Origin of the sequence: Pseudaeromonas paramecii, assembly GCF_039540575.1 — a bacterium.
Classification (GTDB): domain Bacteria; phylum Pseudomonadota; class Gammaproteobacteria; order Enterobacterales; family Aeromonadaceae; genus Pseudaeromonas; species Pseudaeromonas paramecii.
The window spans coordinates 59,264-72,809 of sequence record NZ_BAABFC010000001.1; the positions used below are offsets into that span (position 1 = coordinate 59,264).

14 protein-coding genes are annotated in these 13,546 nt (G+C 63.4%); 10 read left to right on the forward strand and 4 right to left on the reverse strand.

Annotation, left to right across the window (positions count from 1 at the left end):
* Positions 1-3: 3 nt before the first annotated feature.
* A complete protein-coding gene (sapA, locus tag ABD847_RS00285; protein ID WP_345008888.1) occupies positions 4-1,614 on the reverse strand; it encodes an ABC transporter substrate-binding protein SapA in 1,611 nt (536 codons plus the stop codon).
* A complete protein-coding gene (gene pspF, locus ABD847_RS00290) occupies positions 1,611-2,615 on the reverse strand; it encodes a phage shock protein operon transcriptional activator (RefSeq protein ID WP_345008890.1) in 1,005 nt (334 codons plus the stop codon). Before pspF ends, sapA begins: the two co-directional genes overlap by 4 nt.
* 186 nt (positions 2,616-2,801) lie before the next feature.
* Between pspF and pspA the strand changes: the two genes are divergently transcribed.
* The 7 genes from pspA to tyrR all read left to right on the forward strand — a co-directional run bounded on the left by pspA (position 2,802) and on the right by tyrR (position 9,502).
* Positions 2,802-3,494 carry a phage shock protein PspA gene (gene pspA, locus ABD847_RS00295; RefSeq protein ID WP_345008892.1) on the forward strand — a complete coding sequence of 231 codons (693 nt, stop codon included), beginning with the start codon at positions 2,802-2,804 and terminating at the stop codon, positions 3,492-3,494.
* Positions 3,484-3,723, forward strand: coding sequence for an envelope stress response membrane protein PspB (gene pspB / locus ABD847_RS00300; RefSeq protein WP_345008894.1), 240 nt, complete (start codon positions 3,484-3,486; stop codon positions 3,721-3,723). Before pspA ends, pspB begins: the two co-directional genes overlap by 11 nt.
* Positions 3,720-4,058 (forward strand): PspC domain-containing protein, encoded by a 339-nt coding sequence (locus ABD847_RS00305; RefSeq protein ID WP_345008896.1) that lies wholly within the window; start codon positions 3,720-3,722, stop codon positions 4,056-4,058. Before pspB ends, ABD847_RS00305 begins: the two co-directional genes overlap by 4 nt.
* 5 nt (positions 4,059-4,063) lie before the next feature.
* Complete coding sequence (locus ABD847_RS00310; RefSeq protein WP_345008899.1) at positions 4,064-5,470, forward strand: YcjX family GTP-binding protein; 1,407 nt, start codon at positions 4,064-4,066, stop codon at positions 5,468-5,470.
* Positions 5,467-6,471, forward strand: a complete 1,005-nt coding sequence (locus ABD847_RS00315; protein WP_345008900.1) for a TIGR01620 family protein — start codon at positions 5,467-5,469, stop codon at positions 6,469-6,471. Before ABD847_RS00310 ends, ABD847_RS00315 begins: the two co-directional genes overlap by 4 nt.
* A gap of 112 nt (positions 6,472-6,583) precedes the next feature.
* A complete protein-coding gene (locus ABD847_RS00320) occupies positions 6,584-7,876 on the forward strand; it encodes an ADP-ribosylglycohydrolase family protein (RefSeq protein WP_345008901.1) in 1,293 nt (430 codons plus the stop codon).
* 66 nt (positions 7,877-7,942) lie between these two features.
* The gene (tyrR, locus tag ABD847_RS00325; protein ID WP_345008903.1) at positions 7,943-9,502 is read left to right on the forward strand and encodes a transcriptional regulator TyrR; all 1,560 of its coding nucleotides are present in this window, start codon (positions 7,943-7,945) and stop codon (positions 9,500-9,502) included.
* Here tyrR and ABD847_RS00330 read toward each other — a convergent pair.
* Together ABD847_RS00330 and ABD847_RS00335 are read right to left on the reverse strand one after the other, a co-directional pair.
* Entirely contained in the window at positions 9,499-10,227 is a 729-nt protein-coding gene (locus ABD847_RS00330; RefSeq protein WP_345008905.1) for a UDP-2,3-diacylglucosamine diphosphatase, read from the reverse strand. The genes tyrR and ABD847_RS00330 overlap by 4 nt on opposite strands.
* Before the next feature lie 52 nt (positions 10,228-10,279).
* Positions 10,280-10,774, reverse strand: coding sequence for a peptidylprolyl isomerase (locus tag ABD847_RS00335; protein WP_345008907.1), 495 nt, complete (start codon positions 10,772-10,774; stop codon positions 10,280-10,282).
* Between the two features lie 199 nt (positions 10,775-10,973).
* Here ABD847_RS00335 and ABD847_RS00340 point away from each other — a divergent pair, with 199 nt between their 5' ends.
* The 3 genes from ABD847_RS00340 to ABD847_RS00350 all read left to right on the forward strand — a co-directional run bounded on the left by ABD847_RS00340 (position 10,974) and on the right by ABD847_RS00350 (position 13,527).
* Entirely contained in the window at positions 10,974-11,156 is a 183-nt protein-coding gene (locus ABD847_RS00340) for a hypothetical protein (RefSeq protein WP_345008909.1), read from the forward strand.
* A 107-nt stretch (positions 11,157-11,263) separates the two neighbouring features.
* A complete protein-coding gene (gene cysS / locus ABD847_RS00345) occupies positions 11,264-12,640 on the forward strand; it encodes a cysteine--tRNA ligase (protein WP_345008911.1) in 1,377 nt (458 codons plus the stop codon).
* A gap of 122 nt (positions 12,641-12,762) precedes the next feature.
* Entirely contained in the window at positions 12,763-13,527 is a 765-nt protein-coding gene (locus tag ABD847_RS00350) for a substrate-binding periplasmic protein (protein WP_345008913.1), read from the forward strand.
* The last annotated feature ends 19 nt before the right edge of the window (positions 13,528-13,546 follow it).

The following is a 13,546-nucleotide window of genomic DNA, read 5'->3' on the forward strand; positions in this document are numbered from 1 at the left end:
GACTTAATCCTTCAGATAGGCCTGTTTGAAGGCCACTCCACCCATGGGATCCACCTGCAGCTGGCGCAGCTGGGGCCGGAAGGCGTGAATGGTCAGGGCATGGGCCAGGGGGATCAGGGGCACCTCCTGCTTGATCAGGGTCTCCGCCAGGTGATAGTCGGCGATACGATCCGCCAGCTTGTTGCTGGCAATGGCCTTGTCCAGCAGCAGGTCGAAATGAGGATTGCACCAGCTGGAGAAGTTATTGGCATTGCTCTGCTTGGCCTGGCAACTGAGTAGCGGCCGGTAGAAGTTGTCCGGATCCATGGTGTTGGCCACCCAGCTTTGCAGCACCGCATCCTGCTGCCGACGGGCCAGCCGTTGCTGCATCTGGTAAGGCTTGAGCTGCACTATGCGCAACTGGATGCCGACATCCTTGAGATCCGACTGGATGAGTTGGGCGGTCTTCAAGGGGTCCGGGTTGTAGGCCCGGGAGATGGGCGGCACCCAGAGGGTCATGCTAAAGCCGTCCGGGTAACCGGCCTCCGCCAGCAGGCGCTTGGCCTGGAGTGGATCGAAGGGGTAGGGCGCCAGGTTGGGATTGTGGGCCCAGGAGCTGGGGGGCAGCAGGGAGTCCGCCTCGTCGGCCGAGTCGTAGAAGATGGCATCCAGCAGCTTGCGCCGGTTGATGGCCATGGCCAGGGCCTGGCGCACCTTCAGCTGGTTGAAGGGGGCCTTGTCGGTGTTGATGGCCAGGAAGCTGGTGTTGAGGTTGGTCTGGATATCCAGCTTCAACTGGGTTTTTTGGGCGATGAAGTCGATCTGGCTGGCGGCCGGGAAGGCCGCCACCTGACACTCACCGGTAAGCAGTTTGGCCACCCGGCGGGCCGCCGACGGCGAGAAGTCGAACACCACCCGCTCCAGGGGTGGCTGCCCCTCCCAGTAGCCGGGGTGGCGTACCAGCTTGAGGTATTCATCGGGCTGATAGGCCAGCAGGGCGAAGGGCCCTGAACCCACCGGCAGGGTGTCCATCTGGCTGCGGGCGCGCTGGGCGATGAGCCGATCGCCGTATTCGGCCGACAGTATCACGGCGTAATCGCTGGCCAGGCTGGCCAGAAAGCCGGCATCCGGTTGCCACAGCTCGAAGCTCACCTCCTGAGCCGACAGCCGGTTGATGCGGCGGATCAGCTTGCCCATCTCCTGGGCGTCAAAGAAGGGATAACGGCCGCCGGAGACCCCGTGAAACGGGTGTTTGGGATTGATGATGCGCTCAAAGCTGAACAGCACATCGTCGGCGTTGAGCATACGGCTGGGAGCAAACCAGGGGGTGGTCTGGAAGGGCACGTTCTGGCGCAGGTGGAAGCGGTAGGTGAGACCATCCCGGGAGACTTGCCAGCGATCGGCCAGATCGCCTTCCAGCCGCAGGGTCACGGGATTGAGCCGCAGCAGGCGGTTATACAGCTGGGCCGAGATGGAGGAGACCACCAGACCCGGCGTGCTGACCTGGGGGTTGAGGGACTGATTATAGCCCTCCACACAATAGATGGCTCCCTCCAGCGGAGGGTTGTCGCGCCACTTGCAGGCCGTCAGCGCTCCCAATAGGGAGAGCAGCAGCAGGGTTCGCATCCTGTTCATTCTCTATCCGTGTCGGTCTCGACCTGGCGGTGTAAAAGCCCGGGGTATTTGCGCAGCAGCCCCCGCAGTTGATGGTAACTCAAGCCCAGGCTCTGGGCAGCCTGGCGCTGATTGAAGTCGCTGCGCAGCAGGGCCTGCCGTAACAGTGCCGTCTCATACTCTGCCAGATGCTGCTTCCAGTCCAGCGGCCAACTCACCCCCGCGGTAGCGGGTTCGGCGGTGGGCATTTGCCAGGTTGAGGCAAAGGGATCCAGGCACAGGCGCGAGAGGGGCACACCGGGCTCGCCATAGCGAAACAGGCTGCGTTCCACCACGTTGCGCAGCTCCCGCACATTGCCCGGCCAGGGATGCTGACACAGCTGTGTCAACACCGCCTGGTCGAACGTCGGCGCCTGTGGCCAGCCCAGCTCCTGGGCCCACTGCTGGGCAAAATGGTGGGCCAGCAGCACTATATCACCCTGGCGCACCCGCAGGGGCGGTAAGGTTATTACATCAAAGGCCATCCTATCTAGCAGATCGTGGCGAAACTTGCCGGCCCGCGCCAGGGCCGGCAGATCGGCATGGGTGGCACAGATGAGGCGCACATCCACCTGCACCGGCTGCTGGCCGCCCACCCGCTCGAATTCGCCATACTCGATGACCCGCAGCAGTTTCTCCTGCAGGCGATCGCTCATGGTGGCCAGCTCATCCAGCAGCAGGGTGCCGCCGTGGGCTCGCTCGAACCGTCCCGGATGCCGGCGCTGGGCGCCGGTGAAGGCGCCGGCCTCATGGCCGAACAGCTCACTGTCCAACAAGCTCTCGTTCAGGGCGGCGCAATTAAGCTTGATGAAGGGGTGCTGCCAGCGGGGGGAGAGATAATGCAGGCGATGGGCGATGAGTTCCTTGCCGGTGCCTCGCTCGCCGATGATGAGCACGGGGCGGGCGATAGGCGCCAGGCGGGAGACCTGCTCTATGACCTCGAGGAAGGGGTTCGATTCCCCTAACAGACGTTCTTCATCCATGGCGGTTGGTAAATTTGACCAAACGATTGGTCAATTTAATCACTCTTTACATCATGTCGCCAGCATCATTTTATATAACTACTTTAATATCAATAGGATATATTTTTATGAGAGTTGGCATTCTATTTGTAATAGCAGGATGGACTGCGATGGCGCAGTGGGGTTAATCCGTGGAGGAATCAGAAGATGGGCGTCTTTTCTCGAATTGCCGATATTGTCAGTGCCAACCTCAACAGCCTGCTGGACAAGGCCGAAGATCCGCAGAAGATGGTGCGGCTCATCATCCAGGAGATGGAGGAGGGGTTGGTGCAGGAACGCAGCAACCTGGCCCGCTACCTGCTCCAGCAAAAGGAGCTGTCTCGTCAGCTTAACCGCTATGCCGATCAGGCCCAGGAGTGGCAGGATAAGGCACAGCTGGCGCTGATCAAGAACCGCGAGGATCTGGCGCGGGCGGCCTTGCTGGAGAAGGCCAAACTGACCGAGGCCCAGCAAGCCTTGCAAGAGGAGCTGGGGCACGTGGCCGAGGGCATCAGCAAGCTGGGCCATGAGATCCAGCAGCTGGAAGCCAAGCTGCTGGATGCGCGGGCGCGCCAGCAGGCCATGTCGTTGCGCTGTGCCACCGCCGACAGCCGACTGCAGATCCAGGCCCGCAGTGGGGGCGAGGTGCCACGGCAGATGGGGGCCAAGTTTGAACAGATGGAGCGCAAGATCAGTGAGCTCGAAGCCAGGGCCGATATTCACAGCCAGGGCAACCCCAGCCTGGCACAACAGTTCGCCGAATTGGCGGTGGACGATGCCATCGAGCAGGAGTTGGCCAACCTCAAGGCCCGGGTGGCAGGTAAGCCGGTAACAGGAGGAGAGAGCAAGCATGATGAGTAGCATGCTGTGGGCGCTGTCGGTGCCCCTCATCGTCTTTATGGTGGTGGTGGCTCCCGTGTGGTTGGTGTTGCACTACCGGGCCCAGCGTCGGTTAGCTGCCGACGTCACACAGGGTGGGCAGGCCCAGTTACAGGCGTTGAGCGAACGGGCCGCCCAGTTGGAGCAGCGCCTCCATACCTTGGAATTGTTACTGGATCAGGACGATCCCCATTGGCGGGAGCGACTATGAGCAACTGGTATCGCGATACCCGGCACGGCGCCCTGGGCGGTGTCTGTGCCGGGCTGGCCCATCGTCTGGGCATGGAAATCTGGCTGGTCAGGCTGCTGGTGGTGCTGGCGGCCCTGTTTGGCCTGGGGGGCATACTGGTGCTGCTCTATCTGGCAGCCTGGCTGTTTTTGGATCCCATGCCGCCGGTGGCGACAGCGGGGCCTATGGGCGGGACAAGCAGTGTGAGCAGCGTCAGCCAGCGCTTCGATGAGCTGGATAAACGCCTGCAGCGCCTGGAGAAGTGGGTCACCTCGTCCCAGTATCGGGTGAGCCGGGATATCAAGAGGAGTCGCTAGCGACCATGTTTGACCGTCGTCCCCTGCAAGCATTGCAACATCAGTTGTCCACCCTGGCCGAGCGCAGCCTGGACCGGCATGTCCGCTTGGCGGTCACCGGGCTCTCCCGCAGCGGCAAGACCGCCTTCATCACGGCGCTGGTACACCAGTTGGAGCAGGCCGGTCTGCAACAGGCCCGCCTGCCCCTGTGGCAGGTGTGCGCCAGTGGCCGTCTGCTGGGGGCACGGCGGGTGCCCCAGCAACATCACCATATTCCCAGCTTCGGCTATGAGGCGGGGCTGGCGGCCTTAAGCGGCGAGCCACCCGCCTGGCCGGCCCCCACCCGAGGCTTGAGCGAGTTGCGGCTGGAGCTGCGCTACCACAGCCGTCACCCCCTGTGGCGGCACTTGGGGGGCGACACCTCCCGGCTGTTTGTGGAGATAGTGGACTATCCGGGGGAATGGCTGCTGGACTTGCCGCTGCTGCAGCAAAGCTATGCGCAGTGGAGTCAGCAGGTGCGCAAGCAGCTGGCGGCACCAGAGCTGGCGGCCTTGGCAGCGCCCTGGCTGCAGTTGGGCTCCGCGCTCAACGGCACCAGTCGGTATGACGAGGCGCTGGCGGCCCGCCTGGCGCAGGCCTACACCGACTACCTGCATGCGGCCAAGGCACAACTGGGGCGGCAGCTGATCCAGCCGGGGCGCTTCGTGCTGCCTGGCGAATATGCCGGCGCCCCCGTGCTGCAATTTACCCCCTGGCTGTGGCCGGCCCCCGAGGGCGCGCCGGGGCGGGAGAGCCTGTACGCCATGTTCGAGCAGCGTTTCGAGCACTACAAGCGCCATCTGGTGGCGGGCTTTTACCACGATCACTTCGCCAGCTTCGACCGTCAGGTGGTGCTGGTGGACTGCCTGCAACCGCTGCAGCAGGGGCCGGCGGCCTGGGACGATCTGGCCCAGACCCTGGGGCTCTTGCTGCAAAGCTTTCAGTATGGTCAGAGCAACTGGTGGCGCCGGCTGTTTGCTCCCCGCATCGACCGCCTGCTGTTTGCCGCCAGCAAGGCCGATCATGTCACCCCGGATCAACATGGCGCCCTGCAAGCCCTGCTGGAGAGTCTGACCCAGGGTGGCCGCGCCCACGCCCGCTTTGAGGGGATCCAGGTGGCCAGCCAGGTACTGGCGTCGGTGCGGGCCGGCCAGTTTCATACCCTGACTCACCAGGGTAAGCCATTGACGGTGATTGAGGGGACCGGATTGGATGGCACGCCGGTGGCCCTGTTCCCCGGCGATCTGCCCATCGGCCGTCCCGATGCTGCCTATTGGCAGGCCCCGATTCAGCCCCTGGCCCTGCGGCCACGCCCCTGGGATCAGACCGGGCCCATGGCCCATCTGCGCCTGGATCAAGCGTTGGAGTTTTTACTGGGAGACAAGCTCAGATGACACAGCCACGTCGTACCGCCATCCGACTGGATCCTGCCGAATTGGCCCAGCCCCGCCATGCCGAGCGGGCCAGTCCGGTGGATCTGGCCGGTCACCTGCCACCAGAGACCGAAGTCTGGCAAGACCCTGAGCCGCCGGTCCCGCCCGAACCGCCGCTACCCCGGCTGGGGAGCCTGGGCTGGGGCGTGCTGGGTGTCCTGGGGCTAGGAACCGTCCAGTTGGCCTGGTGGCTGGTGGATCGGCTGGGCCAGGGGGTCGGGCTGGCCTGGCTCTGGCTGCCTGTGCTGGCCCTGGTGGTCATCGGGGCCGGTGGCCGCTTGTTCAAGGAGTGGCGTCAGCTGCGCCGACTCAAGCGGCTGGCCCGCTGGCGCGCCGAGGCGCCGGACGGGAAGGCCAACTACCTGCCGGCCCTGGCCAAGGCGTGCGGCCTGGCCGACACCGAAGGCTATGCCCGCTGGCAGTCCCAGTGCGAACCCCACCATAGTCCGGCAGAGCAGCAGGCCTTGTTCAGCCAGCTGGTGCTGGGCCATGCCGATAACCTGGCCCGCCAGCAGATAGTGCGTTGGAGCAGTGAGGCGGCGGTGCTGGTGGCCATCAGTCCATTGGCCATCGTCGACATGCTGCTGGTGCTGTGGCGCAGCCTGCGCATGCTGGATGCCATCGCCGATTGCTACGGCGTCAGCCTGGGTTACTGGAGTCGCATCACCCTGCTGCGGCAGATACTGCGTCATGCCATCTATATCGGCGCGGCGGAGGCCGTCACCGAGGTCGGTCTGGACTGGCTGGGCGCCGAGCTGACGGCTCGCCTGTCCACCCGGGTGGCCCAGGGGCTGGGTGCCGGATTATTGTGCGCCCGGCTGGGGATCCAGGCCATGAGCCTGTGCCGACCGCTGAGCTTTTCACCAAACGAGCGGCCGCGCCTTGCTCAGATCCGGCTGGACTTGCTACAACATCTCAAGCGTCAGCTGGGCAATTTGTTTTCCAAAGACCAAGCAAGCTAGATCCAGCGACCGTGCCCCTGGCTGCGGCCATCATGCAGAACGCGCCCTCCATGGCCGAGGGCGACAAGCAAGCGCTGTGACTCCGGCTGGGAGTCGCTTTGGGGAGATCTGTATGCTGAATTTCAATCCGTTGTCACCGCTGAGTGAGCAGGCCGTCGCCTGTTTGCTGGGGGCGGCCTGTGGTGATGCCTTGGGCTCCATCCAGGAGGGCACCCCCAAGCGCCTGGTGCAGCCCATCTCGGATCTGCAAGGCGGTGGCCTGCTGGGGGTGCAGGCCGGGGAGTGGGGCGACGATACCGCCATGACCCTCTGTCTGGCCGATAGCCTGCTGGCCTGCCATGGCTTTCACAGCCGCGATCAGATGGACAGGTACTTACGCTGGTGGCAGCAAGGCTACCGCAGCTGTACCGGCCAGCCGCCCCGGGTGGGCAAGACGGTGCTGGCCGCCCTGACCCGCTACCAACACACCCATGATCCCTGGTCTGGCGATGAAGATCCCCTCACCGCCGGCAACGGTGCCCTGATGCGGGTGGCGCCTATCGCTCTGTATTACTACGGAGAGCGGCAGTCGGTGGAACGCGCCATGCAGATCGCCGCCTGGCAGGCCATGCTGACCCATGGCGAGGAGCGCGCCGTCCAGGCCTGTCAACTGGTGACCTGGTTGCTGTGGCAGTTGCTGGATGGCGAGCAGGACAAGGAGCACTGGCTGGATCCCCGCCGCCTGTTGAGCCTGCTCAAACCCTGGGGCGCCCACTGGCATCCGGATATTGTCGATGTGATCAGTGGCAGCTATCGCCACAAGGATGCCCAGCATATCCGGGCCACCGGCTATGTCATTCATACCCTGGAGGCGGCCCTCTGGGCCCTGTGGCAATGTGATGATTTCGCCAGCGGGGCCCTGCTGGCCGCCAATCTGGGAGAGGAGGCCGGCACCACCGCGTCCGTTTATGGCCAACTGGCTGGCCCCCTTTACGGCCTGAGCAGCCTGCCGGCCCACTGGCGCAGCCAGCTGCATCAGGCTGCTGCCATCCAGCAGACCGCACTGGCCCTCATCGGTGCCAATCCCTGTGAACCCAGCGGCGAGGAGCGCCAGCGGATAGCCAAGCAGTGGGCCGAGCGACTGGCCTATCGCGGGCCTGTCTCCACGTTGCATCAGTTCACCAGCGCCTGCCATCGCCACCAGTTGGTGGTGTTCTTCGACTGGGGACAGTGGCAGCGGGATCCACTGCAGCTGAGCCTGGCCGAGGTGAAGGAGCTGAGCGAACTGGCGGCCCGCAAGGTGCTCAGTGCCCTGCTGAGGATCGAACAGAGCAATGAGGGCACCCTGCTGAAGGCCTGGGAGAGCGGTCTGTTGCGGGGCCTGCTGTTGCAACTGGCGGCGGCACCCATACCGCCAGTGGCCTGATGCCCTGTGGCTGGCCTTGCCGGCCGGCTGCCGTATAATCCTGCCGAGGCAAGCTAAGGAGTCATGATGCGTCTGCAGGTAAGTTGTGAGGACAGGCTGGGGTTGACCCGGGAGCTGTTGGCCCGATTGGAGGAGCATTCCATCGATCTGCGAGGGATAGAGCTGGATGTGGCAGGCGTCATCTACCTGCACTTCCCGGAGCTGGACTTTTCCCGCCTGCAGCAGCTGATGCCGGAGATACGGCGCATCCAAGGGGTACTGGATGTGAAAACCGTCGCCTGGATGCCATCCGAACGTGAGCATCACGAGGTGGCGGCCCTGCTCAAGGCATTGCCGGATCTGGTGTTTGCCATCGACGCCAAGGGGCGCATCAATCATGTCAACGAGGCGGTGCTCAACATACTGCGGCTCGGCCTCAAGGATGTGCTGGGCCTGCAGGTGGGCAGCTTTCTGCGGGGCTTTGCCTTTCTGGCCTGGCTGGATGCGGGCGCCTGCCAGCCGGAAACCTGCAAGCTGAGCTTCGCCGGCGAGGAGTACCTGGCCGATATCCTGCCTATCAGCATTCCCGAGGGGGCCAGCCAGGAGTGCCTGGCCGGCGCCCTGGTGGTGCTCAAGTCCGCCCGCCGGGTGGGACATCATTTCAGCCTGCTGCACGCTGATGATGACAGCCGCTTCGAACTCTTCACCGCGCAAAGCGAGGCCATGCGCAGCCTGCTGCACCAGGCTTGCCGACTGGCCATGCAGGACTTGCCGCTGCTCATCGCCGGCGAGACCGGCACCGGTAAGGAGATGCTGGCCCGGGCGTGCCACAAGGGCAGCCTGCGGGCCGGTGGCCCCTTCATGACCCTCAACTGTGCCGCCTTGCCTGACGAGGTGGCGGAGCACGAGCTGTTCGGCTCGGCCCCGGGCGCATTCGGCGCGGCCTGGCCTGGCAAGCGGGGCCTGCTGGAGCAGGCCAACGGCGGCAGCTTCCTGCTAGATGAGGTGGCGGAGATGTCGCCCCTGTTGCAGAGCAAGCTGTTGCGGGTGCTGGAGGATGGACGCTTTCACCGGGTCGGCCAGGAGCAGGAGGTGAGGGTGGATGTGCGGATCCTCTGCACCACTCGGCAGTCATTGGCGGAGCGGGTGCGCCAGGGGCGCTTTCGCGAGGATCTCTATTTTCGCCTGAGCGCCCTGCAGCTGGAGCTGCCGCCGCTGCGTCGCCGCCAGGCGGACATAGGCCCCATGACCCGCCAACTAGTGAGCCGGATCTGCGATGAGCTCCAGCGCAGTCACCCGCGGCTGGGTCGCAGCCTGCTGGAGTTTGTCGCTCAATACCCCTGGCCGGGCAATGTGCGTCAGCTCAAGAACGCCCTCTATCAGGCACTGACCCTGTTGGACGCGGACGAGCTGAGGCCCGAGGATCTGCGCCTGCCGCTGCTGGAGCAGGAGGAGCCCATCTCGGATCAGTGGTTTGATGGCAGTCTGCCGGAGGCGGCCAAGCGGTTTGAACAGCTGATGCTCTCCCGCCTCTATCCGCTCTATCCCTCCAGTCGCCAGCTGGCCAAGCGTCTGGGCATCTCCCATACCGCCGTGGCCAACAAGCTGCGGGAGTACGGCATTGGGCGGGGCGGCGGGGAAGACTAGCCGGCGGTGACCGGTTCGACGGGGTGACGCTGCTGATGGATACCGTCCGGGCCGACTGCTAATTGATACCAGTGACTGTCCCAGTCCCCCAGCACCCAGCGCTCACCCTCGGCTAGGGCATGACAAGCGGGTCTGTGGGTGTGGCCGTGGATCATCAGGCTGCAGCCGTGCTGCTGCAGCAACTGGCTGACCGCCTCCGGAGTCACATCCATGCTGCTGCTGGACTTGTAGGCCTTATCCTGCCGGCTGTTTTGCCGGATGCGCCGGGCCAGGCGCAACCGCAACCTCAGTGGCAGACGCAGGAACAACCACTGCAGCCAGCCTTGGCTGACCCAGCGGCGGTATTTCTGATAGGCCAAATCCCGGGTGCACAGGGTATCGCCGTGCAGCAGCAGGGTGGGGCGGCCGTAGAGCATCAGCCGATGGCATTCCGGTAGCAGCGTCAGCCCGGCGCGTCGTGCATAGGCGTCGCCCAACAAAAAATCCCGGTTGCCATGCAGGAAATAGAGCGCCACCCCTTGTTCGGCGAGGGCCCGCAAGGCAGCGGCCACCTGCTCGTGCAGCCCGCTGGGCTCGTCATCCCCCACCCAGAAATCGAACAGATCCCCCAGGATGTAGAGTGCCTCGGCCTGACAGGCCTCCTGTTGCAGGAAGCGCAGGAAGGCGGCGGTCAGCTCGGGTCTGTGGTCGGACAGGTGCAGATCGGAGATAAAGAGTGTGGTCATGAGGCTGGCTGGGCTGGATGAAAAAGGGCAGCCCAAGGCTGCCCGCTATGGCTTAGTCGAGGGTGACGCGCTCGATGCGCACCTCGTCGACCGGTACGTCCTGGTGCATGCGGCCGGAGCGACCGGTTTTCACGGATTTGATCTTGTTCACCACATCCATGCCGTCCACCACCTGGCCGAACACACAGTAGCCCCAGCCCTGCATGGTTTCGGACTTGAAGTCCAGGAAGTCGTTGTCGGAGACGTTGATGAAGAACTGGGCCGTGGCGGAATGGGGATCCATGGTACGGGCCATGGCAATGGTGCCGGTCTTGTTCGACAGACCGTTGCTTGCTTCGTTCTGGATCGGTGCCCGGGTCTCCTTTTCCTCGAAACCTGAGAGGTAACCACCGCCCTGGATCATGAAGCCATCAATGACACGGTGAAACAGGGTGCCATCGTAGTGGCCATCCCGGCAATATTGCTCGAAGTTGGCGGCCGTGATGGGCGCCTTGTCGGCAAACAGTTCCAGTTTGATATCACCGTGGTTGGTGTGCAGTGTGATCATATTCGTTCCTTGTTACCTATTGGGGTAGGGCAAACCGACCGCATTTCAGTAGGTTGTGATGCATTGGCATGTGGAATGCGCAACGGTTGGGCGACAGTCTAGCACGATCATTGGCAGGGGAGAATGGCGTGATCCAGCTAACAATTTCAGCGCGCAGCTATACTCAAACCGTGGCTGCCGATTATGCAGGAGGTGCCCCATGCAGACATCAGACCTCATCGAATTGCCCATCGGCTACATGCACGATCACTGCGATAACTGGGAGGGATTGTGTGATGACCTGGGCATTTCGTCCGATTGTCTGGTCTATGGCTACTATGAGCCGGACGATCGGCTGAAGATCGATCTGGCGGTGGCGCGCCGCCACGGCCTGGTGCAATAAACGACAGACTACCGGCCTTGCGCCGGTAGTCTATGCCTCTCGTCATGGCTCGCCCGAGTCGTTAGAATAGCCCCTCGCATTCATTGGTTATCGACACAGGGTTCGTCATGCTCAAGATCTACAACTCCCTCACCCGGCAAAAAGAAGAATTTGTTCCCATCCAGCCTGGCAAGGTGGGCATGTATGTCTGTGGCGTGACCATCTACGATCTGTGCCACATAGGCCATGGTCGAACCTTTGTGGCCTTCGATGTGGTGGCCCGCTACCTGCGCTATTTGGGGTACGACCTGACCTTCGTCCGTAACATCACGGACGTGGATGACAAGATCATCAAGCGGGCGGCCGAAAACCACGAGAGTTGCGATAGCCTGACCGAGCGGCTGATCGGCGACATGCATGCCGACTTCGATGCCCTGAACCTGGTACGGCCCGATATCGAGCCGCGGGCCACCGCCCATATCCAGGAGATCATCGATCTGGTGCAGCAGCTGCTGGACAACGGCCATGCCTATGTGGCCGCGGACGGCGATGTGCTGTTCGCCATCGACAGCTTTCCCGCGTATGGCCGCCTCTCCGGCCAGGATCTGGAGCAGCTGCAGGCCGGCGCCCGGGTCAGTGTGGACGAGGCCAAGCGCAACCCCATGGACTTCGTGCTGTGGAAGATGTCCAAGCCGGGCGAACCGACCTGGGACTCTCCCTGGGGCCCGGGCCGTCCTGGCTGGCACATAGAGTGCTCCGCCATGAACTCCAAGCACCTGGGGGCCCATTTTGACATTCATGGCGGCGGCTCTGATCTCATGTTCCCGCATCATGAGAACGAGGTGGCCCAAAGCTGCTGCGCCCACCACACCCCCTACGTCAACACCTGGATGCACTCGGGCATGGTGATGGTGGACCGGGAGAAGATGTCCAAGTCCCTGGGCAACTTCTTCACCATCCGGGATGTGCTGAAGGTCTACGACCCAGAGACGGTGCGCTACTTCCTGATGTCCGGCCACTATCGCAGCCAGCTCAACTACTCCGATGAAAACCTCAACCAGGCAAGAGCTGGCCTGGAGCGGCTCTACACCGCATTGCGGGGACTGCCTCAGGTGTCGCCAGCCGGGGGGGAGGCGTTGGTCGAGCGCTTCGAGGCGGCGATGAATGACGACTTCAACACTCCGGAAGCCTATTCGGTGCTGTTCGACCTGGCGCGTGAGGTCAACCGCCTGAAGACGGTGGACGAGTCGGCCGCTGCGGGCCTGGCGTCGCGGCTGCGGGCCCTGGGGGCCGTGCTGGGGATACTGCAGCAGGATCCCGAGCGCTTCTTCCAGTCCGGTGAGGACGATGACGAGGTGGCGCAGATCGAGGCCCTGATCAAGGCGCGCAACGATGCGCGTGCCGCCAAGGACTGGCCGGCCGCCGATGCGGCGCGCAATGCCCTCACCGCCATGGGCATAGTGCTGGAAGACGGCCCCGCCGGCACCAGTTGGCGTCGTAAGTAAGCAGGATCTGTCCAAGCCCCGCCTCGGCGGGGCTTTTTCTTCTGTGCGTCTGGCTTTCGGTTCGCGATCCCGCATAGCCACCTACACTCAACTCCATGGCCGTGTGTGATGGAGAGGCGCAGGTGAAGCAGATCATACTGGTGTTGGCGTGCCTGGTGAGCTGTGCTGCGAGGGCGCTGCCGCCGCTGGATTACCTAACCGAAGATGCCTATCCCTACAACTATCCGCAGGCCAATGGCGAACCCGGTGGCCTGGCTGTCTCCCTGCTTCATTTAACCTGGCAGGCACTTGGGCAGCGTCCCACACCCATCCGGCTGGTGCCCTGGCCCAGAGGCTATTACCTGTTGACCCAGAAGCCGGATGTGGTGTTGTTTTCCACCACCCGAACTCCCAACCGGGAACCTCTGTTCCAGTGGGTCTGTCCCATTGCCACCCTGCGGGTGGTGCTGGTGGGGCGGCGGGAGGATGGTGGCCGGTTGGCGAGCCTGGATGAGGCGCGCACGGCGCGGATCGGTGCCCAGCGCTCGGATGTGGGGGAGCAGATGCTGCTCAATCACAGCTTTGACGACAGGTTGCTGATGCCGGCCAACAGCTACCAGCAATTGGCGCGCCAGTTGCAGTCGGGGCGGGTACGTTACATCGCCGGCACAGACACCATACTGGCCAAGGCCTTTGCCGATCTGGGGGCCGAGCCTGGTGCCTTTGTCATCAAGTGGGTCATCGATGAGCTGCCCCTGTGCTATGCCTTCAACGCCAATCAGGATCCGGCGGTGGTGGCGGAGTTTGCCCGTGGCTTTGCCCAGGTACTGGCCTCTCCAGCCTATGACCAGCTGCGGCGAACGTTTGAGGCGGATCAATTGCGCTATCCGGCCTTGCTGTTTCCATAAGTTAAGCTGTCTCTTAAGT